27 protein-coding genes are annotated in these 24,515 nt (G+C 68.1%); 5 read left to right on the forward strand and 22 right to left on the reverse strand.

Annotated features, from left to right (window positions below; all coding sequences use genetic code 11):
• The coding region (locus ACJ8AT_RS22920) for an ATP-binding protein (RefSeq protein WP_407735493.1) at positions 1–142 on the forward strand (142 nt) is incomplete at its 5' end.
• A gap of 233 nt (positions 143–375) precedes the next feature.
• Here ACJ8AT_RS22920 and ACJ8AT_RS22925 read toward each other — a convergent pair.
• Positions 376–759 carry an ATP-binding protein gene (locus tag ACJ8AT_RS22925; RefSeq protein WP_407739945.1) on the reverse strand — a complete coding sequence of 128 codons (384 nt, stop codon included), beginning with the start codon at positions 757–759 and terminating at the stop codon, positions 376–378.
• Positions 756–896 carry a hypothetical protein gene (locus tag ACJ8AT_RS22930; protein WP_407739947.1) on the reverse strand — a complete coding sequence of 47 codons (141 nt, stop codon included), beginning with the start codon at positions 894–896 and terminating at the stop codon, positions 756–758. Before ACJ8AT_RS22930 ends, ACJ8AT_RS22925 begins: the two co-directional genes overlap by 4 nt.
• 102 nt (positions 897–998) lie before the next feature.
• Between ACJ8AT_RS22930 and ACJ8AT_RS22935 the strand changes: the two genes are divergently transcribed.
• Positions 999–1,208 carry a hypothetical protein gene (locus tag ACJ8AT_RS22935; protein WP_407739948.1) on the forward strand — a complete coding sequence of 70 codons (210 nt, stop codon included), beginning with the start codon at positions 999–1,001 and terminating at the stop codon, positions 1,206–1,208.
• A gap of 924 nt (positions 1,209–2,132) precedes the next feature.
• Here the strand turns inward: ACJ8AT_RS22935 and ACJ8AT_RS22940 are convergent.
• Entirely contained in the window at positions 2,133–3,053 is a 921-nt protein-coding gene (locus ACJ8AT_RS22940) for a DUF2381 family protein (protein WP_407739950.1), read from the reverse strand.
• Between the two features lie 113 nt (positions 3,054–3,166).
• A complete protein-coding gene (locus ACJ8AT_RS22945) occupies positions 3,167–5,149 on the reverse strand; it encodes a serine/threonine protein kinase (protein ID WP_407739951.1) in 1,983 nt (660 codons plus the stop codon).
• Between the two features lie 333 nt (positions 5,150–5,482).
• Between ACJ8AT_RS22945 and ACJ8AT_RS22950 the strand changes: the two genes are divergently transcribed.
• Positions 5,483–5,722, forward strand: a complete 240-nt coding sequence (locus ACJ8AT_RS22950; RefSeq protein ID WP_407739952.1) for a helix-turn-helix domain-containing protein — start codon at positions 5,483–5,485, stop codon at positions 5,720–5,722.
• Positions 5,719–6,069, forward strand: a complete 351-nt coding sequence (locus ACJ8AT_RS22955) for a helix-turn-helix domain-containing protein (protein ID WP_407739953.1) — start codon at positions 5,719–5,721, stop codon at positions 6,067–6,069. The genes ACJ8AT_RS22950 and ACJ8AT_RS22955 overlap by 4 nt, the downstream gene beginning before the upstream one ends.
• Positions 6,070–6,113: 44 nt before the next feature.
• Here the strand turns inward: ACJ8AT_RS22955 and ACJ8AT_RS22960 are convergent, their stop codons facing one another.
• From ACJ8AT_RS22960 to ACJ8AT_RS23000, 9 genes are all read right to left on the reverse strand, one after another.
• Positions 6,114–7,385, reverse strand: a complete 1,272-nt coding sequence (locus ACJ8AT_RS22960) for a serine/threonine-protein kinase (protein WP_407739954.1) — start codon at positions 7,383–7,385, stop codon at positions 6,114–6,116.
• Positions 7,386–7,558: 173 nt separating this feature from the next.
• Complete coding sequence (locus tag ACJ8AT_RS22965; protein ID WP_407739955.1) at positions 7,559–8,911, reverse strand: sensor histidine kinase; 1,353 nt, start codon at positions 8,909–8,911, stop codon at positions 7,559–7,561.
• Positions 8,908–10,332, reverse strand: coding sequence for a sigma-54-dependent transcriptional regulator (locus tag ACJ8AT_RS22970; protein WP_407739956.1), 1,425 nt, complete (start codon positions 10,330–10,332; stop codon positions 8,908–8,910). The genes ACJ8AT_RS22965 and ACJ8AT_RS22970 overlap by 4 nt, the downstream gene beginning before the upstream one ends.
• Positions 10,333–10,453: 121 nt before the next feature.
• On the reverse strand, positions 10,454–11,134 hold the full coding sequence (locus ACJ8AT_RS22975; RefSeq protein ID WP_407739957.1) for an ABC transporter ATP-binding protein: 681 nt from the start codon (positions 11,132–11,134) through the stop codon (positions 10,454–10,456).
• 5 nt (positions 11,135–11,139) lie between these two features.
• The gene (locus ACJ8AT_RS22980; RefSeq protein ID WP_407739958.1) at positions 11,140–11,802 is read right to left on the reverse strand and encodes an FtsX-like permease family protein; all 663 of its coding nucleotides are present in this window, start codon (positions 11,800–11,802) and stop codon (positions 11,140–11,142) included.
• Between the two features lie 75 nt (positions 11,803–11,877).
• A complete protein-coding gene (locus ACJ8AT_RS22985) occupies positions 11,878–12,645 on the reverse strand; it encodes an ABC transporter ATP-binding protein (RefSeq protein WP_407739959.1) in 768 nt (255 codons plus the stop codon).
• A complete protein-coding gene (locus tag ACJ8AT_RS22990) occupies positions 12,642–13,886 on the reverse strand; it encodes an HlyD family secretion protein (protein ID WP_407739960.1) in 1,245 nt (414 codons plus the stop codon). Before ACJ8AT_RS22990 ends, ACJ8AT_RS22985 begins: the two co-directional genes overlap by 4 nt.
• Before the next feature lie 227 nt (positions 13,887–14,113).
• Complete coding sequence (locus ACJ8AT_RS22995; RefSeq protein WP_407740000.1) at positions 14,114–14,737, reverse strand: IS3 family transposase; 624 nt, start codon at positions 14,735–14,737, stop codon at positions 14,114–14,116.
• Positions 14,686–15,000, reverse strand: a complete 315-nt coding sequence (locus ACJ8AT_RS23000) for a transposase (RefSeq protein WP_407739961.1) — start codon at positions 14,998–15,000, stop codon at positions 14,686–14,688. Before ACJ8AT_RS23000 ends, ACJ8AT_RS22995 begins: the two co-directional genes overlap by 52 nt.
• A 184-nt stretch (positions 15,001–15,184) precedes the next feature.
• Between ACJ8AT_RS23000 and ACJ8AT_RS23005 the strand changes: the two genes are divergently transcribed.
• Positions 15,185–16,474, forward strand: a complete 1,290-nt coding sequence (locus ACJ8AT_RS23005; RefSeq protein WP_407739962.1) for a hypothetical protein — start codon at positions 15,185–15,187, stop codon at positions 16,472–16,474.
• A 77-nt stretch (positions 16,475–16,551) separates the two neighbouring features.
• Here the strand turns inward: ACJ8AT_RS23005 and ACJ8AT_RS23010 are convergent, their stop codons facing one another.
• From ACJ8AT_RS23010 to ACJ8AT_RS23050, 9 genes are all read right to left on the reverse strand, one after another.
• Positions 16,552–17,124, reverse strand: coding sequence for a hypothetical protein (locus tag ACJ8AT_RS23010; RefSeq protein WP_407739963.1), 573 nt, complete (start codon positions 17,122–17,124; stop codon positions 16,552–16,554).
• 51 nt (positions 17,125–17,175) lie between these two features.
• Positions 17,176–17,844 (reverse strand): NlpC/P60 family protein, encoded by a 669-nt coding sequence (locus ACJ8AT_RS23015; protein ID WP_407739964.1) that lies wholly within the window; start codon positions 17,842–17,844, stop codon positions 17,176–17,178.
• Between the two features lie 221 nt (positions 17,845–18,065).
• On the reverse strand, positions 18,066–18,572 hold the full coding sequence (locus tag ACJ8AT_RS23020; protein ID WP_407739965.1) for a MarR family winged helix-turn-helix transcriptional regulator: 507 nt from the start codon (positions 18,570–18,572) through the stop codon (positions 18,066–18,068).
• Between the two features lie 134 nt (positions 18,573–18,706).
• Positions 18,707–19,399: a polysaccharide deacetylase family protein gene (locus ACJ8AT_RS23025; protein WP_407739966.1), complete on the reverse strand. Its 693-nt coding sequence runs from the start codon at positions 19,397–19,399 to the stop codon at positions 18,707–18,709.
• A gap of 155 nt (positions 19,400–19,554) precedes the next feature.
• Positions 19,555–19,764 (reverse strand): hypothetical protein, encoded by a 210-nt coding sequence (locus ACJ8AT_RS23030; RefSeq protein WP_407739967.1) that lies wholly within the window; start codon positions 19,762–19,764, stop codon positions 19,555–19,557.
• Positions 19,761–20,717 carry a hypothetical protein gene (locus ACJ8AT_RS23035; RefSeq protein WP_407739968.1) on the reverse strand — a complete coding sequence of 319 codons (957 nt, stop codon included), beginning with the start codon at positions 20,715–20,717 and terminating at the stop codon, positions 19,761–19,763. Before ACJ8AT_RS23035 ends, ACJ8AT_RS23030 begins: the two co-directional genes overlap by 4 nt.
• Positions 20,714–21,781: a TadE/TadG family type IV pilus assembly protein gene (locus ACJ8AT_RS23040; protein WP_407739969.1), complete on the reverse strand. Its 1,068-nt coding sequence runs from the start codon at positions 21,779–21,781 to the stop codon at positions 20,714–20,716. The genes ACJ8AT_RS23035 and ACJ8AT_RS23040 overlap by 4 nt, the downstream gene beginning before the upstream one ends.
• A complete protein-coding gene (locus tag ACJ8AT_RS23045) occupies positions 21,781–23,766 on the reverse strand; it encodes a Tad domain-containing protein (protein WP_407739970.1) in 1,986 nt (661 codons plus the stop codon). Before ACJ8AT_RS23045 ends, ACJ8AT_RS23040 begins: the two co-directional genes overlap by 1 nt.
• On the reverse strand, positions 23,763–24,491 hold the full coding sequence (locus tag ACJ8AT_RS23050; RefSeq protein WP_407739971.1) for a TadE family protein: 729 nt from the start codon (positions 24,489–24,491) through the stop codon (positions 23,763–23,765). The genes ACJ8AT_RS23045 and ACJ8AT_RS23050 overlap by 4 nt, the downstream gene beginning before the upstream one ends.
• Positions 24,492–24,515 lie beyond the last annotated feature (24 nt).

Here is a 24,515-nt window from a genome sequence, read left to right on the forward strand (position 1 = left end):
CTGGCACGCCATCATCGGCGACGCCACCCTGGCTGACGCCATCTGCGACAGGCTCGTCCACAACGCCCACCGCCTCAAGCTCGGCGGCGAGTCCATCCGAAAGGCCGAGAGTTTGACCACGACCAAGAAGGCGGCGAAGTAGAGAACACCAGCGTCGTCACGCGGGTGATCGGCTTGCCGGAATCGGTGATCGGCTTGCCGGAATCGGTGATCGGCTTGCTCCGGAACAGGTGTCCGGCTTCGCCGGAATACGCATGCAGAGCTCCTTGCAACCCCCAGGATCCTCACCCGTGCATGGAAGGCTACCGCTGCAAACAGCACACGCAGGACAGGCCCTATGCATGTCAGCCGGACTGGTGAGAGCCTCCAGGTATCTCAGCGCGAGAGCCCGGAGAGTTGCAGCGGGAGCCTCAGCCGCGCCCGGCACCCTGCCCCTTCCGGCCGGTTCTCCAGGCGCAGCGTTCCTCCGTGCGCCTCGGCGATCTGCCGGCTCAATGCCAAGCCGATGCCGCTGCCCTGCGGCTTCGTGGTGAAGAAGGGCACGAAGAGGTTGGCCGTGTCCGCCAGCCCCGGGCACTCATCCTCCACCCACAGCTCCACCGCGTCGGCCGCTGTTGGTGCAGCAGGCCCACCCTGCCGGAACGTGCTCCGCCGCAGCTCGTACGGGCCACCCTCCACGGCGAAGGTGCGCGTCAGCCAGCGTGGCACCGGGCCCTCCAGCAGATCCCTCAGCCCCAGCACTCCCGCGCCCTTGTTCACCAGGTGCGCCCGCGGCAGCCCCAGCAGCCCTCTCCGGCACGGTTGACCAGCCGCAGCCTCCCCTCCGCGTCGAAGGTCAGCACCGTGACGTCGATCTCCGCGATGAAGTCCCGTCCGGCCCCAGGTGGCACATGCATTCTGCGGGCTCAGCGCCCCCGTTGGGTGCCGCCTACCTGCCGCGGCGTGGACACTGCGGAAGCCGCGCTGGTAGCGTCGAGGGGCCTTCACGGGAGGGACTTATGCGTTGGCTCCGGCTGGGCGTCGTCGTACTTTCGGGCATGGCAACAACCGGCTGCCCCTCGGAATTCGGCAAGGACGGCCGCGTTGCCAAGGCCGTTCACAAGGATTCGGACGCACTCGTTATCAGACGCTGCTCAAAAGAGAAGATCGAAGAGGTCTGTGGAAATGGGAAGGAGCAGACGCGGGCGTGCCTGGATTGCCTCGATTGAATTGGCATACGGTCATTGTGGGCTGCCTGGGCATACTGCTGCCGCTGCCATTCGTGCTGCTGTTATGGGGGCTATTGCGGCCGGAGGTACCGGCGGAGGTGCCAAGGGGAGTGCACGTGAGCCCTATGCTCACCCATGACCAGCGCATGCGGTTGATGACATATCTGCGTGAATGCGAATCAAGTACCGCATGCGAGCGCCCTCTGGGCTGCTTGTACGAATCCCGCTACAGGCAGGCGTACTGTTCCGATAGCCAATGCATGACAGATATGCAGTGCCAGGAAGATGAAGTCTGCCGTCCTCTGGCCACGAAGGACAATGGGCTGTTGGTGCGCATTTGCGTTCCCATTGGCGTGCGGCAGGAAGGGGAGAACTGCGATCCAGCGCCGAAGGACAAGGGCTACTCCTGTGCGGCCGGACTTGTGTGCGCAGGCCATGACTACCATTGGTGCGGTCGGCCGTGCCGCCTGGGTGCTCAGGCAGAATGCCCCAAGGGTTTTTTCTGCGCGGATGCCGAACCTGCGCCCGCATGCCTGCCGACCTGCGAGAAGCAGGTGTGCCTCGAGGGTCAGCAGTGCGTCCGGTTCGAGGAGGGAGCCTCGGTATGTGCGGACGTGTATGGTCCCAACTGTCAGCAATCTCCTTGCCCCAAGGGCCGCAAGTGCCGGGTGCTCACAAAGCCAGAGCACCCAGGAAAAGCGTGGATGGAGTGTATTGAGCGGTGCGGCCAAGAGTTGCCCCCGTGCGGCGCAGGAAAGGTCTGCGACGTGTGGCAGTGCCTGCCGGACTGCGACCCGCAGGGCCCCGCCGTGTGCGGCGACGGCTTTCGGTGCCGGCAGAGCTGGCCAGACACCCCCTTTGCATGCCGTCCGGACTGGTAGCTTCCTGGCTCCACGTGTCAACGGAGGCGCATGGGGCGCACCTTCACGGGAAGGTCACTCCAGAGACGATGAGGCTTCGGGTCCCGTCCTCATTCCACACCTTGAGGGTGAAGCTGCCCCGGCTCTCGGTTTCCGTCGCCTCGGCCTCGACCACCACGCGGTTGTCCTCGCCGGCTCCGAGGAGAGCGGGTTGCCAGGGTGGATACACGCGCAACGTGCGGTGGCCAGGGCCCACCAGCTCGGCCCGCACCGCCCGCCAGGGTTGGATGTGCTCGGTGGACTCCAGCACCAACGCGACAACCACCCTGCGGGCAGAGCGGTAGCTGTAGGCCTTATGCACGTTGACGAAGTTTCCGGGGTGCTTCCCGATGCTGCGGGTGAGGTCCTTGGGAGGGATCCCCTCGTCGTCCATGAGCCCTGTGGCCAGCAGGCCCGTGAGGCCCCCGGGGCTCTCCTTCTCGGCAAGCAGCCGCTCGTTGTCCTCCTGGCATTGGTGGAGCCGGGTGTCCTTCTCCTGTACCTCCTGCTGGTAGGACTCCACCGTGCGCTTCTCGCGGTACACCTCCACGAAGGGCTCCACCTTCCCGGCGTCCCTCCCCAGCCAGAAAGCCGCGCTCGCCGGAGCTGCGCCGTCTTTGAAACGCACCGTCAGCCGGAAGCGCTCTCCCGGCATCATGCGCTCCGAGGGCACCAGCCGGATCATGGTGGTGCCCACCTCCACCATCGTGAAGCGCTCCCGCGCGTCCACGGTGACGCCGCCAGGGAGCAGTTCCGCGCCGTAGAAGATGAGCGTGGTGGACAGCCCTGGGCCGATACACAGCTCGGGCACCTCTCCAGTGGGTTCCGCCTTCAGCTCGATGCGCCGTGTCCCTGTCTCGCAGGGGCTGACCCGGGGCAGCGCGGTGGCAGTGGCGCCCACGAGAAGCGCCAGCGCCAGAAGAGCGGTCGGGGACGAGGTGAGCACGGAACAGAACCTCCTGAGTGGGGGCGGGACGTAGTGTCCTGGGACGTCGCCTCTACCACGCCTTCCCGCTCAAGAGTGCCTCGTGCTCCCGGCGCCGCATGCCCGGGCCCACCTCACTCGAAGCGATCCACTGCTTTCACCTCCGCGGAGTTGAACACCCGCGCAGTGTCCGCCGTGGAGCCAGTCTCCAGTTCCATGCCGCGCTTGCCGTTATGGTCCAGCAACTCCAGGCAAACAGGCCACGTGCGGGTGCCATCGTGGTCTCGCGCCTCGGTGAACCGCCCATAGACGCGCTCCCCTCCAAAGATAAGTCGCCCCTTCAGGGTGGTGAGCGGCCGCAGCCCCCCGAACCGCGTTTGAAGGCGCATGCTCGTCCACCCTTGCCTCACGGAGATGACTTCGCCACCTGTCCCGGGAGGGTTGAACAGCGCATCCCGTTTGTCGCCGATGCCGATCTTCAACTCGGCCATGGCCTCGACCGCGCCGGGAGGACACGGCTCGGAGGGAGGCTCAGTCCGCACCTGGGGCCCGGTACAGGCCAGGGTGGTGCAGGCTCCCACCAGGGCCGCAGCCTTCTTCACCGGCCCCAGGCGCTGGGGTTGCTTCTGCTGCTCAATCTTCACGGACGCCTCGTGCTGTGGAGCCGTGGAGCCAAACTCCACGGGCGCGGCCAGAGCTCCCTCGTCTTCGAGGGGAGCCGCGCGCTCAGCTTCCGGCGGTTTGAGAGGGCGCGCCACTTTCCAACCGCCCTGAGAGGTAGGAAGCACCCACTCCAACCCTGCACCCGCCTGAGTGGGTGCGTGGCCGCGAGTCCCGAGCGCGAAGGCCAGCACGCCCAAGGCGAGCAGCAGCCCCACCCCCGCCACTCCGGCTGCGCGGTGCCGCCACGCTGCGGCACGGTGGGCAGATGGCAGCGCCGGGTCAGCGGGCCGCGGCGCCTGTGCCGCGGCCTGTGCCGGCACCGGCTGAACGGCTTCAGTGACAGGAACACCCGGGACTGCGTGCTGCACCGGTGCAGCGGCATCCGCGGGCTCGGGCTCCACCCCCGGGGCTGGGCGCTTGCCACGGCGTGGCCTGGGAGGAGCCTTGGCCCACTGCTCCGTCTCGTCCACGCTGCCTTCACCCTGGGTGGTGCGGTTGTGCTCCGAGTAGGGCTCGAACAGCGGCCCGTCCCACTCCGCGCCCTGACGCGTGAGCAGTTCCTCCACCGCCTGCCCCAGCCCCGCCGCATCCGGCCGGGCCCCGGCCTCCTGGGCCAACAGCCGCAGACACAGCTCGCTCAGCTCTCGCGGCACCCGCGCGTTGCGCTCCTGCGGCGGCACGGGCCGCTTTGTGAGCACCGCCTCCACGTCCACTCCCACCTCATCCTTCGAGGGGAAGGGCAGCTCCTCCGTCAATAGCCAGTAGAGCACCACCCCCAGCGCGTACATGTCGTCCGCGGGCGTGGGCCGGTAGCGCTCGGAGGGCTCTCGGGTGGAGTCGCGCGCGAAGCGCCAGGCCTCGGGGCTGCGGTACTCCAGGGTGCCCGGCGGCATCCTCCCGGGCGTCACCCGGGCGGCCTGCGCGTGCCCGCTCACGCCGAAATCCACCAGCACCGCTTCGCCGTCCTCCTGGCGCACCAGGATGTTGGCCTCCTTCACGTCCCGGTGCACCACCCCCTCCCCGTGCGCCGCGCCCAGCCCCTGGCTCAAGTTCCTCAGCAGCTCCAACACCCTGCGGGCCGAGGGGTTCTCTGCACGGGCCCACTCGTCCAGCCGCTGCCCGGCCACGTACTCCATCGCCAGCACCAGGTAGCGCGGCTGCTTGTCCGGCCACTGGCTGAAGCCACTCAGCCGCGCCACGTTGCGGTGGCGCACGCGTGTGAGCACCACCGCCTCGCGCTCGGCCCAGCCAGCGCACTCAGCCAGCGACAGGAACTTCAGCGCGTACAGCTCGCCGCCACGCCGCGCCCGGAACACGGTGCCGAAGCCGCCTGCCCCCACCCGCGCCTCCACCGCGTAAGAGCCCACGTCCGTGCCGGGGCCTATCTCCAACACGGAGGTGTGCCGCCGCCTGCGGCGCCGGACGACCTGCTGCACTGGCACGCTCTGGCTCATATGCCCCTACCTCCTGGGTAGGTGGCGCACGCTACCACAGCCACGTAGCACGGGGGCGCAGCGGGCATGGGGCCTGCGTCCACATCCCGGCTCATATCGGGAAGGGGTGCACGTTCCAGGGGGCCATGTCTGACCGATCAGACATGCCTCGGGTGGGAGGGATCCCATGTCTGACGGGTCAGACATGCCGGGCTGTAACCGGCTCGCGAGGGCGCGCTCTGGTGCCACCTGGCCCCACGCGGAGACTAACGTACGAGGTATATACGTTTGCTAACCTATTGATATAACCCGCAGCATCACAGCGCCGGTACACACCGGCCAGGAGTGTCCCCCATGTCCTTCATGCTGGCAGAAACCATCGGAAGCGCCGCCCGTGAGGCGCGCACGCAGGCGGGGCTGACCCGTCAACAGGTCGCCGACGCCATCGGGCTCGCCCTTCCTGCCTACGAGCGCTTGGAGCGAGGACGATTGCTCCCGAGCGTTCCCACCTTGTGCCGCCTGGCCCAGGTGCTGACCATCGCCACGGACCTCCTCGTGGGCCTCCACTCCGCTGCCCCGGGCCTCGAGCCATGAGGGAGCAGATCGCCACCACGCTCGGAGATGCTGCCCGGGCCGCGCGCGAACACCTGGGCCTGACCCAAGCGGAGGTGGCCGGGCTGATGGAGTTGTCTCCCGTCGTCTACAACCGCCTGGAGCGCGGCAGGATGCTGCCCAGCGTCCCCACGCTCGTGCTCCTGTGTGAGACCCTGCGCGTCTCTCCGGCCGAGTTGCTCGGCTTCCCCCGCCGTGCTCCACCTCGCAAGGCCGTCGCTTCCGAGGAGGATCCTCCCTCGCTGTCCCAACTGCTCACCCTGGCCCGGAAGCTGGACGACACCGGCCGCCAGGCACTCATCACTGTGGCCAAGGCCCTGTTGCGCTGACGGAGAGAGCTGGGGCGCCACGCCACCGCGCCCCGGCCCGCCCCTCACCCCTCCAGCTCATGGCCGTCGAGGAACTCGGGGTACAGGCCCCCCTCCGTCGGCGCCGCCACGTCACGCAGGGCGCTCGCCTCGGAGAGGAGCCGCTGCACCTCCTCGGCCGCCTCCTGGCGCCCGTAGTGAGGAGCCAGCACGATGAGCTGGGCGCGCAGCTCTTGCCGCACCTCCGCCGCCGACACGTGGCGCCGGGCCGGGTCACGCTGGAGCGCCTTGTGCAGCAGGGCCTTGAGCCCCTCGGGCAAGCCCGCCGCCGCGCGCTCCACATCCTCTGGACCGTAACGCTCGACCAGCGCCAGCATCCGCGCCAGCGGCAGCGGCGTGGCCTCCTCCGCCACCACCTTGACCTCCGCCACCGGAGCGGGCGCCTCCCCCTCCCAACGGTCGAAGAGGTGACGGGCCGTGAGCGCCTCCAGCAGCACCAGCCCCAGCGAGAAGATGTCCGAGCGGGCATCCATGAGTTCGCAGCGGAGGTACTCGGGCGAGGCGTAGAGCAGATCCCCCTTCTTGAGCAGACCCGCCGTCTCCTCCCGGCCTACCAGCTTGGAGTAGGCCGCACCGAAGTCCGTCAGCTTCACCTCGCCGCTCTTGCGGCCCACGCGGATGTTCCGGGGGCTGACGTCCCGGTGGATGATGCCCAGGGGCCGGCCACCTTCCTCCAGCTCGGTTCGCGTGTGGGCATAGTCGAGCGCGTCCGCCACCTCCGCCGCGACGTAGAGCGCGAAGGGGGCCGAAAGCGGCTTGCACCGCAGCGCCGCCGTGCTCAGCAACGACTCGAGCTGCGGGCCGTCCACATATTCCATGATGAGGTACGGCACGCCCCCGAACACCCGGAAGTGGTGCACCTGGGCAATGGCCGGGTGGTGCAGCCGGAACGCCAGCTGCACCTCGTCCTTCATGCGCTGGCGCCGGTGATAGCCGACGGGGTTCTGAAGGCGCTTGACCACGACGTAGCCGCCCACTCCATGCGGCAGGGACCGCTCGAACAGGAGCACCTGCACCCCGTTGCTCCGCTCTGTCAGGACGTGCAGGAACTTGAAGACGACCGCTCCGGCGGAGAAGGACTCGCGCTGCTCGATCAGCCGGGCCAGCTTCTCCATGCCCCTCAACACGGCGGCAAGTTCCCGCCGCGCCTCGGGCGACAACCTCTCCCTGGGAGCCTCCTCGTCGTCCATGTCCTCCGTGAGCCGCTCGTCCGGGGGCAACTCCTGCGTGCTCCGCGCGTCCTCGCCTGGGCCTTCCTCGCGCTTCTTGTCACTCATGGCTGTGCTCCATCTCCCCCGCTTCGCTCTGCCTTGACACCTCAACAACCTCCTTGGTTAGCTTACCTATAAGGTTAGCACAAGAAGCTGCCGGGTGGGAAGCCATGGATCGAAGGCATGGGCTCGCGCTGCTCACACGCGAGACACGTTCGAGACAGCGCTCGCCAGCGCGTCTAAAAGCGCGGCGGCCCGGAGAGCTGCAGCGGGAGCCTCAGCCGCGCACGGCACCCTGCCCCTTCCGGCCGGTTCTCCAGGCGCAGCGTTCCTCCGTGCGCCTCGGCGATCTGCCGGCTCAGCGCCAGGCCAATGCCGCTGCCCTGCGGCTTCGTGGTGAAGAAGGGCACGAAGAGGTTGGCCGTGTCCGCCAGCCCCGGGCCCTCGTCCTCCACCCACAGCTCCACCGCGTCGGCTGCTGGCATCGTCCAGGACACCCAGACGCGGCCCTGCTTCTCCTTCGCCGCGTCCACCGCGTTGCGCACCAGGTTGATCAACAACTGCTCGAGCTGATCCCCATCCCCGCTCACCGTGAGCCCGGGGCCGGGACGCACCTCCACCGGCAGCCGCGTCTCCACCGCCACCACCCTCCGCACCCAGGGCTCCAGCTCCAGCGGCCCCGGCCTCGGCGGAGGCAGCTTCGCCAGCCTCGCGTACGCCGAGAGGAAGCGCGCCAGCGACTCGCTGCGCCGCTCGATGATGCCCAGCCCCGACTTCGCGTCCTCCTCCCAGTCCGAGGGCCGAGGCCCCTGCACCAGTGAGTCCCTCAGCGCCCCCGCGATGGACTGGATGGGCGTGAGCGAGTTGTTGATCTCGTGGCTCAGCACTCGCACCATCCTCCGCCACGCCTCGCGCTCCTCCTCACGCAGCGCCAGCCGCAGATCCGCCACCACCACCAGTTGGTGCGGCAGCCCGCCCTGCCGGAACGTGCTCCGCCGCAGCTCGTACGGGCCACCCTCCACGGCGAAGGTGCGCGTGAGCCGGCGTGGCACCGGCCCCTCCAGCAGATCCCTCAGCCCCAGCACTCCCGCGCCCTTGTTCACCAGGTGCGCCCGCGGCAGCCCCAGCAGCCGCTCTCCGGCACGGTTGACCAGCCGCAGCGTCCACTCCGCGTCGAAGGTCAGCACCGTGACGTCGATCTCCTCCATCACCTGCGTGAGCAGCGCGCCGGCCTCCAGCGCTCCCAGCCGCTGCTCTCGGAGCGTGTCGCCCAGCGCGTTGATCTCCAGCATCACCTCGCCGAGCGGATCATCCGCTCGCGCCCCGCGCCCGCGCACCGAGTAGTCCCCCTCGCGCAGCGCGGCCAGCAGGTTGGCCACCGTCTGCAGCGGCCGGGAGACCCGCTCGCGCACGGCCAGCGCCGCGCCCAGGTGCACCGCCAACACGGCCACGGAGAGCGTCCACTGCACCTTCGGGCTCGCGTCCCCGGTCCACAAAAGCGCCAGCGTGGCAATGGAGCCCGGCAACCCCGCCAGCAGCGCCAGCAGGAAGAGGCGGAGATCGTGCGGCAGCGATCTCCGAGGGCCGCTCACCGCGCTCCCTTGATCCCGTAGTACTGCATCCGCCGGTACAGCGCGCTGCGCGACAGCCCGAGCGCCTTCGCCACCTCACTCACGTTGCCCTCGTTGCGCGTGAGGGAGCGCTCGATGAGGTAGCGCTCCACCTCCTCCAACGTCATCTCCTCCAGGCGGGACGGGCCCTCGCGGCTGGCGCGCCGCAGGAGCAGATCCTCGGGAGTCACCTCGTCCCCGCTGGCCATGAGCAGCGCGCGCTCCACGGTGTGCTCCAGCTCGCGCACGTTGCCCGGCCACGCATAGGACATCAGCGCCTCCAGCGCGCCTGGGGACAGCCGCACCCCCGCTCGGCCATAGCGCCGGCCCTGCTCGGCCAGGAAGTGCGCGGCGAGCGCCGGGATGTCCTCGCGCCGATCCCTCAGCGGCGGCAGCTGCACCTCCACCGTGTTCAGGCGGTACAACAAGTCCTCGCGGAAGCGCCCCTCGGTCACCGCCTTGGACAGATCCGCGTTCGTCGCGGAGACCACCCGCACCGACACCCGCCGGACCTTGGAGGAGCCCACCGGGTGCAGCTCGCCCGTCTGCAGCACGCGCAGCAGCTTGGCCTGCTGCGTGAGCGGCATGTTGCCGATCTCGTCCAGGAAGAGGATGCCGCCGTCCGCCAGCTCGAAGCAGCCGATGCGGTCCGCCTTCGCGTCCGTGAAGGCGCCCTTCACGTGGCCGAACAGCTCGCTCTCGAAGACACCCTCGGACAGGCCGCCTGAGTTCACCGCGACGAAGGGGCTGTCCGGACGCCCGGAGGCCTCGTGGAGCCAGCGCGCCACCACCTCCTTGCCCGTGCCGTGCTCGCCGGTGATGAGGACGTTGGCCCCCGAGGGCGCCACACGCTCCACCAACCGGCGCACGGCCTGCATCGGCCGGGACTCGGCGAGGAACGAGGGCCGCTCGCCGCCCTTGCGCAGGTGGGTGTTCTCCTCCTCCAACCTGCGCGAGCGCTTCAGCGCCCGCCGCAGCTCCAGCTGGGTGCGCAGCAGGGTGAGCAGCCGCGTGTTGTCCCACGGCTTCTGCACGTAGTCCCGAGCCCCGGCGCGCATCGCCTCCACCGCGCCCTCCACGCTGCCCCAGGCCGTCATCACCAGCACCGGCAGCGCCGCGTCCATCTGACGCACGCGGGCGAGCAGATCCAACCCCTCGCGCCCCGAAGTCGTGTCACGCGCGTAGTTGAGATCCATCAACAGCACGTCGACGTCCTCGGCCTCGAGCATGGCCAGGACACCCGCCGGGGACTGGGCCGTCAGCACCCCATACCCATCCCGCTTGAGCAGCAGGCGCAGCGCCTCCAGCACGTCGGCCTGATCATCGGCGATAAGAATGCGCGGCCGCGAGTCGATCTCGGGCTGGGGAGCGCTATCAGCGGGTGCGGGGACGGTTTCGGACACGGCGATACCCAAGGAAGAGGACTCTGCCAGAAGCCCCGTGGGATGGGGGAATGCGATTCAGCGCCCAGGCCCCTTCGGCCGGCCTGGCGAGCAGGGGCTCCTCCCCGCCACAGGGGGGAGCTCAGCGGGGCTCCTGGATCCAGCCGTCGGCCAGCTGCACGACGCGGTGGCCATAGGCGGCGTTCGCCTCGGAGTGCGTCACCTGCACCACGGTGGTGCCCTCGCGGTTGAGGGCCTGGAACATCTCCATGATCTGCCTGGCCTGCGTCGAGTGCAGGTTCCCCGTGGGCTCGTCCGCCAGCAGCACCTTGGGGCTGGCGATCAGCGCGCGGGCAATCCCCACCACCTGCTGCTGCCCGCCCGAGAGCTGGTTGGGGTACAGGTCCTTCTTCCCCACGAGCTGGAAGCGGTCCAGCATGTCTCCTACCAGCGCCTCGCGCTCGGAGCGCTTGAGGTTGCGGTACGAGAGCGGCACCTCCAGGTTCTCCGCCACGGTGAGCCCGTCCAGCAGGTGGTACTGCTGGAAGACGAAGCCCATGGCGCCCTTGGCCAGCTCCGCCCGGTCCTTGGGCTTCATCACGTGCACGGCGCGGCCTTCCAGGAAGTACTCGCCCGTCCACTCGGCATCGAGCATGCCCAGGATGGACAGCAGCGAGGACTTGCCCGCGCCGGAGGGGCCCATCAGCGTGACGAACTCGCCGGGCTGCACGTCCAGGAGGATGCGGCGCAGCACCCACGTCCGCCCGCCCGCGATGGGGTAGGACTTCTCGATGTTCCGCAGGGAGATGAGGGGTTGGGGCATGGTCGTCACTCCGCATGCAGGGTGAGGGCGGGATCCACCTGGGTGGCCCGGCGTGCCGGCAACCAGCTGGCCACCAGCGCCACGGCCGCCAGCAGCACGGCCACTCCCGCGAAGGTCAGCGGATCATGGGCCCGCACGCCGTACAGGAGCGCGCTCAGCAGCCGCCCCAGCCCCAGCGCCAACAGCAGGCCGATTCCCACGCCCAGCAGCGTCAGGCGCAGGCCCTGCCCCACCATCAGCCCGAGCACATCCACCTGTCGCGCCCCGAGCCGTTGCAGCGCCATGAAGCTGCGCAGGAACAGGCCCGCGCCCACCAGCAGCACCAGCGCGAGCGCCACCTGGGACACCACCAGCACGGCGCGCACTCGCCCCGCGCCGTGGGCCGTCGCGCCTCGCTCCCCCTCGCGCATCGCGCCGTGCAGATCCGCGCGGCTCGCGTGGAGCGCGGGCATCACCCCGAAGAGCACCCCCGTCAGCACCGAGAGGCCCGCGGGCTGGCTCGGCTCGGAGAAGGGCAGCGGGCGCAGCAGCACGCCGTTCACCACGCTGAAGACCGCGCTGTTCGCGCCGATACCGAGCGCCAGCGCCAGCACCGCCGCCAGCGTGAAGCCCGGCGTCTTCCGGAGCAGGCGCAGCGCATAGCGCGCATCCTGAAGAAAATGATCCATGTGTGGCTCCTCGAATGAGGCCCGGGTGCTCGCCCGAGGCCCGTCCCCCTGTGCCCTCTTCCGAGGGAGCCGGACTCAGCGCAGGCGCTCGTCCTGGACGACGCGCCCGTCGAAGAGGCTCACCATGCGCGTGCCGAGCCGCGCCTGCGCCGGATCGTGCGTCACCATGATCAGCGTGGCGCCGCCCTGGTGCAGCTCGGACAGCAGCTGCATCACCGACTCGCCGTTCTTCGAGTCCAGGTTACCGGTGGGCTCGTCCGCCAGGAGGATCAGCGGATCGCCCGCCACCGCGCGAGCCACCGCCACGCGCTGCTGCTGACCGCCCGAGAGCTGCCCCGGCATGTGCCGCGCCCGGTGGCTCATGCCCACGCGCTCCAGGGCCTTCTCCACCCGCGCCTTGCGCTCATCCGCCGGCATGCCCCGGTACGTGAGCGGCAGCTCCACGTTCTCGAAGACGGACAGATCGCCAATCAGGTTGAAGCTCTGGAAGATGAAGCCAATGTGCCGGTTGCGCACCAGCGCCCGCTCCGTGGGAGACAACTCCAGCACCGACTTGCCATCCATGAGGTAGGTGCCCTTGCTGGCCGTGTCCAGCAGCCCCAGCACCGCCAGCAGCGTCGTCTTGCCCGAGCCGGAAGGCCCGACAATGGACAGCCACTCGCCCGGCCGCACCGTGAGGTGCACGTCCGAGAGGGCGTGAGTCTCCACCTCTTCGGTCTCGAAGACCTTGGTCACGCCCTCCAGCTGGATGAGCGCCTTCTGCGGCACCGCCTCCGCCGCGCTCCCGGGCGTCGTCACCGCCACATTGCCCGCCTTCGCGCTCTCCGAAACCGTCGTGTTCATCGCACTCTTACCCGATCCACCGCGTCCCACGCGGTCATGTCCGAGAGGACCACCTGATCCCCCTCAGTAAGTCCCTGAACCACTTCGATTGCATTCACCGAACCCCGGCCGAGCTGCACGGGGATACGCACCGCCTCGTCCGAGCCCGGCAGCAGCCGGAACAGCGACACCGTGGAGTTCGGCTGCGCCCCGGCGGGCCGGCCCACCGACAGCACATCCCCCAGCCGCTCCAGCTCCACCGTGCCCTCCACGGTGAGATCCGGCCGCGCGCCCTTGGGCAGCGTGTCCGGCAGCGTCACCTCCACCTTCACCGTGCCCTGGCTGGCCGCCGGCGCCACGCGCAGCACCGTGCCCTCCACCACCCCGTTGCGCGTGTCCACCTGCGCCTTCTGCCCCACCTGGATGTCCCGCGCCTGCGTCTCGGCGATCCGCAGCTCCGCCTTGAGCCGCTCGGGCTTGACGACCTTCGCCAGCACCGTGCCCGGCGTCACCCACTGCCCCAGCTCCAGCGGCAGCTCCGTCAGCACCCCCGCCTCTCCGGCCTTCACCTGCATGGATTCCACCTGGGTCCGGCGGAACCGGGCAACCGCTTTCAGGCGCTCGATCTGCCCCTGCTGCGCCGCGAGCTGCTCTCGCGTGCTGCCCTGGAGCACGACCAGCCGCTTGCGCTCCAGCTCCAGGCGCGTGCTCAGCTCGCCCGCCTTCTCGCGCGTCTGCTGGGCCTCCAGCGTGGGCACAAAGGAGCGATCCAGCAGCGCCACTGTCGCCTGGGCCTGGCGGCCGGCGTTGGCGGCCTCGGTCTCCAGGCTGGCGAGGGTGGCCTCCTGGGAGATGCGCTCCGTCTCCAGCCGGGTGCGCAGGGCGATGAGCTCGGCCTCGGCGCTGGCGAGCTGGCGCTCGGCCTCGAGGGCCTGGAGCTGCACGTCCGGGTTGGACAGCTCCAGCAGCAGGGTGTCCGGCTGCACGGGAGCGCCAGGGCGCACGTGGATGCGCTCGACGCGGCCCGCCGTGTCGGCGGTGAGCCAGCGGATGTATTCGGGAACGAGCGTGCCCGCGCCCTTCACCTGGCGGAGCATGGGGCCGCGCTTCACGGTATCCATCCACACGCTGCCACGATCCACGGTGGGAGCGGCGGTGCGCAGCCGCGAGAGGCCCACCGTCACGCCCACCAGCACGACGACGCCGAGCGCTCCGAAGATCCAGGGCTTGCGATTGGGTTTGCGAGTCCGAGGGATGTCCACGGGCCAGCATAGAGCGAAGGCCGTGCCAGCACCGAGCGGACCTCCAACCGCCTGGAATTCCAAAGGATTGGGCTCCAGTGCCCGGAAGCGCTGCCCGATTGCGCAAAGTGCCGTCCCAAAAACGGACACTGGGCGCGGAGCCTCAGGGGTGCCCGCCCAAGCGAGGACGCGAGCTTGCCCGCTTCTGGAGTTACCCCGATCTCATAGAGGGTTCAGGGCTTTCGGTCTCAGGCGGCAGCCAAGTGCTTCTTGTGGATGACGTCCGTGGGGCGCCTCTGCTTCAGCGCCATGTCTAGCGCTTGGAGCACCAGCTCGGTGCGCAGGTGAGGAGCCATAGCCCAGCCCACGATTCGCCGGCTCCAGACGTCCAGGACGACAGCCAAGTAGAGAAAGCCGGCCCAGGTCGGCACGTAGGTGATGTCGGCCCCCCACAGCTTGTCAGGGCCGTCAGCGGTGAAGTCGCGCTCGCCCAGATCCGGGGCGGGCCGGGCGCGTTCGTCGCGCACCGTGGTGGTGCACCACTTCCTTCGGCTGGCGCCCTGCAAGCCCTCGGCACTCATGAGCCGAGCCACCCGCTTCCTGCTGACGTGCAGGCCTTCCGCAGCCAGCTGCGCATGGACGCGCGGCACGCCGTAGGTGCCCTTGGAGCGTGCGTGGAGCGCCTGGATACGCTCGCTCAGGTTGGCGTCCTGCTGGGCCCGCTGCGAGGGCGGGCGCTCCTTCCACGCGTGGTAGCCGCTCTCGGACACCTGCAAGACGCCGCATAGCGTCGCCACCGAGTGCTGGTCCTGGTTCGCGCTCAGGAATCGGTACGCCGCTTGGATGCTCCCGCGGCCTCCTGAGCGAACCAGGTTGCGGCTTTTTTTAGGATGTCACGCTCCTCGCGCAGCACGCGGACCTCGCGCCGCAGCCTCGTCAGCTCCTCCTTCTCGTCCGAGCTCAGGCCCTCCTTGCGCTCTGGGGTAGCTTGGCCGCCCTGGCGCTGCCAATTGCGAATGCTCTGCTCAGTACAACCGAACTCTTCAGACAGGCTCTTCAACGTCCTTCCTGAGTGCACCAGCTCGAGGATGCGTTGGCGGAACTCCGGATCATACGGCGGACGGGTCTTCGGCATCGTGGACTCCTTTTCCCACAGTGGGGTGGACTCCATGAAACCGGGGTAACTCCACCCGGCCACTTGCCTCGAGCACTTGGGCCAGACGTGGGGGCGCCGGATGACAACACATGAACCCCTAGTGCATGCTCGCACCCGCAGGAGCGATGAAGCGTGCCATCTGCACGCGCCACATGGGGAAGCCATGAAGAACGATGTGACGCTGAAACAAATGCAAGCGGCTCTCGACAAGCTTAGCGCCGAGGTGAGGGTTGTGCTCGCATCCCAAGCGACGCCACATAGCCCCGCCTCAATATCAGACGTAGCCGCGCACGGCGCAGCCACCCAAGCTGCTAGGATTTTTGCCGCGCTCCAACTCGATGAACGGTTGAGTCAGTTCGAGAAGCTTCGTGCAGAGGAATTGGCAAAGCGCACGGAGGAAGGGCCTCTGGCGGTGAACGTCGAGATAGGACCTTTCTCACCCTTCTTGCGTTGGTCCACCCTGGCGTTTGCGTTGATCGGGCTTCTGACAGGACTGTTCGCCGGAATGAGCCAGACTCCTGTCATTGGGACACTGTTGCCGCTGCTCTTCGGCCTTCTGGGTGGAGCTGGTGGCTTCTTCATTGCCAAGGAGAATTTGCGCGCAAGCGGTTCGCTACAACGGGTACGTATCATCAGCGTGAGCGTCGTCGTGTTTGCCTCATGCTGCCTGCTTGGAAGCATTTGGGGTGTTTCCCGCAGGACGGGTGCTCCTGCATGGACCTTCTTCTGGCAGATTCAAGCCTCACCCGAGAGCATCGCGGGCTATGACACGCAGGCGCCGGACAACACCGTCAAGCTCGTCATGCTCCGCAGGCGTTTGCAGGCACTGGGAGCAACAAAGCCAGAGGTCGATTCCATTCTGGATCGAGCCGCTGCTGCACTCAAGACTGCTGAACGAAAACCTCCCCCTTCTGTCCCCCAAAATCTCATAGCGTCACTCCGTGCGTTGGCGAAGAGTCTTGAAACGGCAGCCAAGGAAGTTGCTCTGGTCGAGAGCCAAGGAGGACAACCAAAGAACTACCAGAAAATGGCCCCGCGCATCTCACTCGGCTCGGCGGACATAAATGACTGGGCAGATAGAATCGAAGGAAGAAGAGAGGTACCACTGGATCGTCTGGGCGAACGTCTCAGTGATATTGAAACCCTCCTCAATAGCTTGGTGGGAGGAAGTGATGACAAGGACTTGTGGCTGCTCTCGCACGATGCGCCACGACGTGCCATCTGGGATGCTCTTCTGAGCCTTCATCCCCTCTCTGATACCTTGGGGTTGACGAATTTCGTCCCTGACCCCGTGTCACCAGAAGTTGAGGAGGACGCTGACAGACTGCTGCGCATCTTAAATTCCCAGGCGAGCGCTTCGTCAATCAAAGATCTCTTTGGCCCTAGTCGCGTTCACCCCTTTGGCTTTGCAGGCCTTGGTCAGTCATCGCCAGCGTCGAAACAGGCTCACTGAGTGACTGCGCAGCACTCCAAAGGGGACGCACTCAGTGGGAGTGGCCCGCCAGTACTCAGGTACGCTGAGCACACCGCTCACGCCGGGCCAGACTCCTCCGCAGTCGGAGTCGCCAACCACCGGGCAAGCCCCCCGAGCCCCACGGCCGACGTGAGGTAGAGGAAGGGCAACCACCCCGGAATGCCGAACACGAGCACCTCGTGGTGTACGAAGGCGCCCTCGTGCACCAGGATGATCTCGACGGTGGGCCCAACGATGGCGGTCACCACCGCGATGCCCACCCCGAGCAGCGTCCGATCACAGATCCACCACCCCACCGCGAAGATGCTGGCCAGGATGATGGAGCGCACGAGCCACGGCCAGGGAGCCACGGTGAGCCAGTAGGCCGTGATGAACAGCCCCATGCCCAGGGCCACCTTCCAACCTGGGAGCAGCGGCTCCTCCCCCGCGAGCAGCGGCCGCAAGACGCCCGCTGCATAGGCTCCGGCGAAGAGCGGCGGAACCCACCAGGCCTCCTGCGCCATGAAGGGGCTCGTGTAGCTCAACGCGCCGAAGTGCGAGTGGATGCCATCCAGCGCGGAGCCCAGCGTCACGCCAAGCCCCGCCAGGATCAGGGTGGTCCGCTCGAGGAGGAGCCGTCTTCCAGCCATGGGCTCATTGTGCCGCGAGCCCGCGCGGAAGACACGGTTGTCTCGCTTCGCTCACCGCTGCACGGGAGCGCGACGCGCGGTGCGGACCGGCTCCGGCGCCACCCATCGCTCATCCACCGCGGCGAAGCCCACGAGCAGCTGGCCCGCCAGCCGCCCCGGCCCCTTCCTGTCCGCGCGCCGCAGCCAGTCGTTCAGCACTCGGCCCTGCTCATCCCTCCGGACATCCCGCTGGTACAGGTGCAGCTTCGAGCGCTTCACCCCGCCGCCCGCCCGGTGCACGAACGTCACCAGGCCATCCGGGGACACGTGCTCCACCACGCCGATGTGCGTCAGCCCGTCATTGCGCCGCCCATCGCGGTTGCGATCGTACGTGTCCTGGAAGAAGACCAGGTCCCCCGGGCGCGGCACCTGGCGGAGGGCTCCCAGCGCCTGCGCCTTGCGATAGATGGCGGCCACGCCGCTCTCACCCGGCTGCGTCTGCTCGGGCAGCAGGTTCAGCCCCGGCTTCCAGTAGGCCAGGTAGGTCAGCCCGGAGCAGTCGTCATTCACCTCCCGGCTCACCTTCGACAGCGACGGCAGCCCAACCCACAGCTCCGCGCGAGAAACAGCCCGCTGGGCAATGTCCGAGCGCGCCGCGATCACCTCACGCCGCGCCGCCTCGGCCCCCCGCCCCCAGAGGAGCGCGCCCACCACGACACTCAGTAGGAATCCTCGGTTCACGCTGAGCGAGAGGGAGCAACCTCCGTGCCGCGGCCTTCCCCGCTGGGGCCGTCCACAACACGACGCTCCAGCGGGACTCGAGCCCCTTGCATGGAACGCGCCTTCCCACCGTTACCGAAAAACGGTCCACGCCACCGGAGCGAGCGCTCCAAGGTCCACCCGCCCCGGTGGCGCGGCCGTAGAGCTTCGGGCTCAGAGGCCCAAGAACCCCTACCCAACTCTTAGCTGTCAGAAGCTGACAGGGACAGGGACTCCGAGTCAACCTGCTGGGTCGCCTGGCCGAGTGCTGCCACCCAGCGCTCCAGGATGTCCATGAGCGCGCTCCGGTCCTCGCCGGCCAGCGGCATCAGCAGCCGGGCGATGCGCTCCTGGACCATGCCGTCCACCTGCTCTGCCAGTGCGCGCCCCTTGTCGGTGAGACGCACACTGACCTGCCGGCGATCCTGGCGGATGATCTTCATCCGAGCCACCAGCTCCGCCTCCTCCAACCGATCGATCAAGCGCGACATCCTCGGCATGGCCATCCCCCCGAGCCGCTCTGCCAGAGCATTGATCGTGAGGAAGCCCTCTGCCCGAAGCCACCAGAGCGCCTCGAAGTGAAGCGGCTCGATGTTCACCTCCGGTGGAACCGCCAGCGGGCTGGCAAACGCCCCGCGGCGGCCGACATCGATCAAGAGATGCCGCAACCGGGCCACCTGCACTCGCACCTCTTCCGATAGGTCGGACATCGGGCAAACCTCCCTCATGGGCCCCGTGCCGGCCGCCTCCCTAGCGGTCCAACCGGTTGGACTCGAGCCCATACCGCCTGAACGTCCGCCAAAAAGGGACATATCGGCCGGATTCTCGCCAGGAGAGGGAAACCTCATGGGTTGGATGGTGGGGACCCCTTCCCTCCCAGTGCGAGCAGCTCGGACACGGTGACGAACCGGTAGCCCTGGGCCTTCAGGCTCTCCAGGATGCGGCCAGCGGCCTCGAGCGTGCCCGGCTTCGCCCCCCACCCATCGTGCAGGAGGATGATGGAGCCGGGGCGGACGGCCCCAAGGACCCGCGAGGTGATGAGCCCGGCGTCCTGCGTCGTGTCATCGTCCGGCACGGCGTCGAAGAGGATGTCCTTGCGGTGATCGCGCGCCAGCAGCCAGGGCAGGACGAACAGCTTCTTGCCGTAGGGTGCCCGGAAGAGGATCTCCCCGCGCACGCCCACCTCTCGCAGCAGGGCGTCCGTGCGGGAGATCTCCTCCTCGACGAAGGCGGGCGAGTGGAGCACCAGCCGCTTGTGCGAATAGGAGTGGTTGGCGAGCTGGTGACCCTCGGCGAGCACACGCGCGGCAAGCTCCCGGTGCTTCTCGATGTTCTGCCCCACCATGAAGAAGGTGGCCTTCACCTGGTGACGCGCGAGCAGCTCGAGCACCGCCGGAGTGTTGGCCGGGCTGGGCCCATCATCGAAGGTGAGCGCCACCACCTTCTCGGGCGTCTCCACGCGGGCATACAGCTCGCCGAACACCTGGAACGTCCGCGCCTTCGAGAGCTGCCACAGGCCGATGACTCCAGCCAGCACTACGAGAACTCCGATACCCCATCGTTTCCAGTTCATGGCAGCGCCCGCGTGCAGGAAGCGCACCGGCGCTCAAGCCCTTGAAAAGAGGAGCCGTAGGCTCGAGGTTCCGCACGCGGTGTGGGCGGGATGCCTCGGGCCGCGCGGCTCACGCCTGCTCAGCCGATGCCGAGGTTGAGCGCGTAGAAGTACAGATCGATGTACACCTGCAACGCGTTGAACAGCGCCTCGGTGAAGGGCCAGCCGGCGAACGCGGCCATCGAGCCGAGCAGCAGCACGGTGACGATGGAGATGTACTCGGTCATCGCCTGACCGCGCGCCGCGGCGCCACGAGGGAGGCGCAGCTTCAGGGGGGTGCGCGTCTTCATGGGGTTGCCTCCGAGAGCTGCGTGCCGTGAGCCGTGACGGCGGTGCCCTTCCCCTGTGAGGAGAGGGCGAGGTTCCAGGAGCGCCCCTGGTGGCTGGAGAAGTGCAGCGTCTTCGGGCCGGTGTCGCCGAGATCCGGCTCCTGCTCGCCGGTCGTCTCGGTGTAGCCGCGCTGCGCCAGCTCCTTGCGATAGAAGTCCTCCACCATGCGGGGAGCGTCGGTGGTGTCGAAGCTCACGGTGAGGGCGGCGCTGCCCTCGTCCTGGGCGCGCACGGCCAGCGGATCCGTGCCGGGGTAGACAGGAAGATCCCCGGTGTCGTCATGCTCCGCCATGCCCTTACGGAAAGCCTCCATGTCGGCCAGCCCGAGCACCACGGTGTTGCCCTTGCCGTCGCCGTGCGGCATCACCATCACCGTGAGCTGCAGCTCCTCCTCCAGCACGGTGGCGCTCAAGGCGAGATAGGGCACCAGGTCCTTCGCGCTCGGCACGTTCGTGTAGGGCCAGCCCTGCTGCTCGAAGTGCCGCGCATAGAAGGCCAGCACCTCCTCCTCCTTCATCTCCGTCTCGAAGGCGGCCAGGTTCATCGGCACGCCGTGCGCATCGAGCCGATCTCCAATGGAGACCAGGCGCCCCGCCTTGGGCGGCAGGGGCATGCGCTGCCGGAGGGCGGCCTGTCCCGTGCGCTCCACCTGGGCGAGGTGCTGGGCCAGCTGCGCCCTGTGCGCGGCATCCGCTTCCGGGACGGCGGGCTGAGGCGCGGGCGGAGGTGGGGGCTCTCGATCGAAGCCGAGCGCCTCGGCGATCCGATCATCCTCCCCCTCTTCGAACTCAGCGGGGGGCGCGGCCTCCACGCGCGAGCGGTACGCGTGGCCCAGCACGCTGCCCAGCACGACGCTGAACAGCAAGCTCCCGGCGAGCACGCTCCCGCGGGGCATCTTTCGCAGGAGACTCACGGCCACTGATCGAGGAAGCGGGGGTTGGTGTGCCCCAGGTAGTTGTGGTTGCTGCGCGAGCCGCTGTGGACGTTCTGGGTGCCGTCGAAGGGGCCCTCGCGGTCGTTCCACCCGGACAGGTGCGCCGAGTCCTTGGGGTTGCTGTGGTCGTTGGCGGGGTACTGATGCACCGTGCTCATCGGGTTGTAGAAGCCGAACTTGAACTTGGACGTGTCCCCGTAGTCCTTGTTGTCCTCATCCAGAAGGAACTGCAGCGACTCCTTGATCTGCTGCGTACCAATCCCGCCGGCGATGTCCGACGAATCCGCCCAGTACTTGGCCTCGTAGACCTTCTCGCCGACGTTGAAATACTTCTGGTTGTCGTTCTGCCCCACCCGGCTCCGGGTGCCATCCTCCAGGCCCCAGTCGTTGGTGAGAACCATGACGCCGGAATACTTCCCCGAGCAGCCCCGGAGCGTGTCGCCGCTGCCGCACAGGGTGAAGCCCGCGGCCAGCCCGTTGGACAGCAGATCCTCCTTGCTGTGCAGCCCCTGGCGCAGATCCCGGGGCATGTACAGCGGGGTGAAGCGCACCTCGGCCTGGCAGTTGATGTAGCCGCCCCGGTGCAGGTACTCGCGGGTGCCCACGGGCGTCGCCTGGAAGGTCAGCAGCGAGTCCCCCAGCAGCCCTCGCGCGTCGCGCGGCGCGCACTCGACGCGCTCCAGGCTCTGCTGGCTGACGACGAGGTGCTGTCCATTGCCCGTGCCGTAGAAGCTGTTCAGCCCCGCCATCTGCCTGCGGACCCGGTTGGCCGCGCGGGACGAGATGTCCCGGTAGAGAGAAGGCCCGCCCTCGGGATCGGCCTCGAAGTCGAACCCGTTGATGAAGTCGTGCAGGCGGTAGGCGGTGATGTCCCAGCTGGCGGCGATCTCCGCCTCCTGGGCCCGCGCGCCCAGGATGAACGCCTCTCCCACGTAGATGGAGTAGAGCGCCGTGGGGATGAGCAGGATCATCGACAGCGCGACCTCCACGGTGGAGGCACCGCGCTCCTGGCGAAGCCGAGCGCTGTTGCGGGCGCGAGTCATCAGTAGTTCACCACTTTATAGCCATCGAGCTCGAGCAGGGCGCTCTGGGTCGCGGCGTGGGGGGTGCTCGCGTCCCTCGCGTCGCGCTGGCGCACGGGGTGCAGCTTGGCTCGCCAGAACGGGTTCCAGAGGTTGGGCGGCTCGCCATACTCCTCACCACTGTTAGGCGGCTTGTGGAAGTAGACGAGCCCCCCGGCAAACGCCGCCATGGTGCGGTCCGTCGCCTCGTCTCCCACGGAGTTGGTCGTGGAGAAGGACAGCCACTGGTTGGCGCTCTGATGGGGGAACTGCATCCGGAAGTTGAAGTCCCACGGCATGCGGTCCGGCACCGGGGTGGTGATCATCGTCATCGTCCGCGGCATGTTCCACAGGTTGTTCTCGTTGTCCGAGAGCCGGAAGCGCATGTGCCCGCGGTACACGCCGCGCTGCTCCGAGTTGCAGAGGGCGTTGTCGCACTTGCCGAGCCCGGTGCCATGGCCCGGCACGCGCATCAGGTCCCCGTGGAAGATGTGGTCGCTGTGGGTGATGTTATCGCCTGGCTGGGGATCATGGCCCACCAGCCCGTCGTAGTCGTGCGGGTCTCCCCACACCGTGTTGCGCCCCGCGTCGATCACGGTGCGCTCGCGCATGTTGTTGAACCAGGAGTCCACCCAGCCGTGGTCTTCGGAGGCGATGCCGTCACCGTCACCCCAGCGGTCCTCGGCGTCATTCTCCCGGTGGATGTCGGCCGCGAGCTTCACGCCGCTGGCCGGCAACCGGTAGGCAGGCCGCGGAGGCGCGGTGGCGGGCTGCGGAGGCATGCGGCGGTACACGGGCGGCCAGACGTCCACCAGCGGGCCCGGCGTGTCATTGCTCTGGCCCGGATCGTCCGCGATGGAATCGAGCTTGAGCAGGCGGGACGTGCCATGGCTCGTCACCTGGGTGACGGTGGTGGCACTGACAGTCGCCGCCTTCTTCTTGGCGGCCTTGTCGAGCCGCTTCCAGTTGACGTCGTCTTGGAAGCCGCGCTGGGAGATGAAGGCGGGGAAGCGCGTGCCGGCGAGGATCTCGTCCCAGTCCTTGTGGTAGTTGCCCGTCAGCCCGTCATCCACCGCCTTCTTGTAGTAGTCGCGCGACACGAGCCCGGCGGTCTGCTCCGCCTTGAGCTTGCTGTCCGCGAGCATGACCAGGTGCTGAGGCAGCGAGGCCTGCCGGTGCAGGTCGACGATGTTGCCCCGGAGATCGCTGTACATGGACTTGCGGGTGGAGGCGTCCAGCCGGCTGTCGTCCGACTGCAGCATGTCGTCGTAGTCCCCGGTCATCATCAGCATCAACTGAGCCTCCACGCCGAGCTGGTGGGCGCGCAGCAGCTCCACCTTGCGGAAGTGGTTGCGGCTGGCCTCCACCAACCGGAGGCAGCTGTTGCTGTTCTTCTTGGCGTGCCACTGGTTGTGGAAGAACTCCGCCCCGCGGATGTGGTTGTCGATATCGAGATCGCAGCTGCTGGAGCCACTGCAGACGGAATCCACGGAGCACTTCTTCCCGGTGGGAGAGTTGGGATCCGGGATCCAGTGGCAGAACTTCCCGTCGACGGTGATATCGCTGTTCAGGTAGAGGTCCGCGATGTCTTCCAGGACGGCCTTCGTGGCGCCGCTGGAGCGCTGGGCCAGGAGCCGGTAGTTGTTCGCGGTGGCCGCGAGCATGTCCTCGTAGAAGGTCAGGTAGCTGGTGTGGGCGTGCACCGAGAGGAGGCTCACGTTGTGAGCCACCAGGGCGCGGTTGCTCCACGCGTAGAAGTTGAAGGCGCGCGCCTCGGCCACCGCGAGGCTGTAGGCGGTGGAGTCCGCCACGGCCTGGAGCTGGATCTTCCGCCGGGTCCGCGCGCCGATGGCGAAGGTGAGGAACACCGTCACCGTGACGAACAGCATCAGCAGCACGGTGAGGATCAGCGCCTGCCCACGCCTGGCCCGGCGCCGGGAGGAAGAAGTCCGGAGAGCTCTCGTCATGGCGGGCATATCCCCGAGGTGTTGCCGTCGATGGGGTCGCTCATCATCCGCATGGACCACGTGGAGACCAGGGGCACCGTGAAGTAGTTGCTCTGGAGCGCCTGCCGGACGATGTCCACGTCCAGGGAGGCCTCGGTGGCCCGCGTCACCCGGCCCGCGGTGCGCCGCACCGGGGTGATCGGATCCGCGCCCGTGGCCCAGGCCTGCCCCGTCTGCGAAGCCAACCACACACGGCTGATGATCCAGTTGGCGAAGGGGATGCGGTATTCGAAGAAGTAGGCCAGCCGGACGTGGACCTTCATCGGCTCTTCGTCCTGTTCCAGCTGCTGATCGAAGGGCAGTCCGGTGTAGCCGCTCACCCAGTAGTGCACGCGGATCAGGGGAATGTTGACGCCCCGGTTGGGCGGCCTGTTGTCGCCGATCAGCGTGCGGGCGGTGGCCACGAAGCGCTGGCGCATCCCGGCCTTGGTGTCCGGGAAGAGCTGGCCCAGGCTCACGGAGGGCACGAGCGCCATCAGGCCCGCGCCGATCATGTGATCGCAGTCCAGGCGGTAGACGCTGGCCGAGCGTGCCACCTTATAAGCGGCATACTCGCTCAACAGGCGCGTCTGGTAGGCGATGCTCATCTGCAGCACGCCCAGCAGCATGAACACCAGCAGCGGCAACACGATGGCCGTCTCGACCGCGGCCTGACCCCGCTCGCCGTGATGGCTGGCCTGCTGCACGAATTCCTCCCAACCAAGAAAACC

The sequence above is a fragment of the Hyalangium sp. genome, assembly GCF_045802625.1.
Classification (GTDB): domain Bacteria; phylum Myxococcota; class Myxococcia; order Myxococcales; family Myxococcaceae; genus Hyalangium.

Bases quoted from the DNA above. Each gene is read 5' to 3' on its own strand.
- ACJ8AT_RS22930 (WP_407739947.1), bottom strand. From the start codon at position 896: ATGCATGTGCCACCTGGGGCCGGACGGGACTTCATCGCGGAGATCGAC.
- ACJ8AT_RS22935 (WP_407739948.1), top strand. From the start codon at position 999: ATGCGTTGGCTCCGGCTGGGCGTCGTCGTACTTTCGGGCATGGCAACA.
- ACJ8AT_RS22945 (WP_407739951.1), bottom strand. From the start codon at position 5,149: ATGAGCCAGAGCGTGCCAGTGCAGCAGGTCGTCCGGCGCCGCAGGCGG.
- ACJ8AT_RS22950 (WP_407739952.1), top strand. From the start codon at position 5,483: ATGTCCTTCATGCTGGCAGAAACCATCGGAAGCGCCGCCCGTGAGGCG.
- ACJ8AT_RS22955 (WP_407739953.1), top strand. From the start codon at position 5,719: ATGAGGGAGCAGATCGCCACCACGCTCGGAGATGCTGCCCGGGCCGCG.
- ACJ8AT_RS22960 (WP_407739954.1), bottom strand. From the start codon at position 7,385: ATGAGTGACAAGAAGCGCGAGGAAGGCCCAGGCGAGGACGCGCGGAGC.
- ACJ8AT_RS22975 (WP_407739957.1), bottom strand. From the start codon at position 11,134: ATGCCCCAACCCCTCATCTCCCTGCGGAACATCGAGAAGTCCTACCCC.
- ACJ8AT_RS22980 (WP_407739958.1), bottom strand. From the start codon at position 11,802: ATGGATCATTTTCTTCAGGATGCGCGCTATGCGCTGCGCCTGCTCCGG.
- ACJ8AT_RS22985 (WP_407739959.1), bottom strand. From the start codon at position 12,645: ATGAACACGACGGTTTCGGAGAGCGCGAAGGCGGGCAATGTGGCGGTG.
- ACJ8AT_RS23000 (WP_407739961.1), bottom strand. From the start codon at position 15,000: ATGCCGAAGACCCGTCCGCCGTATGATCCGGAGTTCCGCCAACGCATC.
- ACJ8AT_RS23005 (WP_407739962.1), top strand. From the start codon at position 15,185: ATGAAGAACGATGTGACGCTGAAACAAATGCAAGCGGCTCTCGACAAG.
- ACJ8AT_RS23010 (WP_407739963.1), bottom strand. From the start codon at position 17,124: ATGGCTGGAAGACGGCTCCTCCTCGAGCGGACCACCCTGATCCTGGCG.
- ACJ8AT_RS23020 (WP_407739965.1), bottom strand. From the start codon at position 18,572: ATGTCCGACCTATCGGAAGAGGTGCGAGTGCAGGTGGCCCGGTTGCGG.
- ACJ8AT_RS23030 (WP_407739967.1), bottom strand. From the start codon at position 19,764: ATGAAGACGCGCACCCCCCTGAAGCTGCGCCTCCCTCGTGGCGCCGCG.
- ACJ8AT_RS23040 (WP_407739969.1), bottom strand. From the start codon at position 21,781: ATGACTCGCGCCCGCAACAGCGCTCGGCTTCGCCAGGAGCGCGGTGCC.
- ACJ8AT_RS23045 (WP_407739970.1), bottom strand. From the start codon at position 23,766: ATGACGAGAGCTCTCCGGACTTCTTCCTCCCGGCGCCGGGCCAGGCGT.